The following is a 524-nucleotide window of genomic DNA, read 5'->3' as shown; positions in this document are numbered from 1 at the left end:
AATTTAGAGAACAGATTAAAGTTCATTGCCAGTTTGGGCTGGATATGCGGTAAAACCCAAGGAATGGAGCAAAACCTGTGGCTTTATTCCTGAAAAAGAAGAGCAATTATTCGAAATGTTATCTTACAAAGATGTGCATTCAAAGTGATTTGGTTTAATCATAAAACAGGTCTGTTATTTCTTTGAAGGAGGAAATAAATTCGCTTTTTCCACCCCAAAATCTCCATAAAATCATGAAGTGATGAGAACGATTTAAGAAATTCCTTTTAATATATTTGGAATCATTCGTTCAATCATAGCTAGTGCCGTTTCTGCATCATAAGCACCCATTTTAGACAGGTCTTTGTTGTATACGCTGTATAAAATTTCAGTAATAATTTGTATCGAGCGAACACTATTTTCGAGCAATAATTGGGTTGATTCATCTGTCTTTTTTTCTAAAGATTGCAGATAAATACGTGCGCCAAATGATAGCATTTCTGCTGCAGTTATATTTAATTCGGTGTTATTTGTTTTTGCTATTT

1 protein-coding gene is annotated in these 524 nt (G+C 33.4%); it reads right to left on the bottom strand.

Annotated features, from left to right (window positions below; all coding sequences use genetic code 11):
• Nucleotides 1-252: 252 nt before the first annotated feature.
• The gene (locus tag A8O27_RS18275; protein ID WP_082891541.1) at nt 253-522 is read right to left on the bottom strand and encodes a hypothetical protein; all 270 of its coding nucleotides are present in this window, start codon (nt 520-522) and stop codon (nt 253-255) included.
• Between the last annotated feature and the right edge of the window lie 2 nt (nt 523-524).

The organism is Legionella bozemanae (assembly GCF_001648595.1).
Classification (GTDB): Bacteria; Pseudomonadota; Gammaproteobacteria; order Legionellales; family Legionellaceae; genus Legionella; species Legionella bozemanae.
The sequence above is the reverse complement of the archived record's forward strand: the minus strand, read 5'-3'. Positions and strand labels throughout refer to the sequence as shown.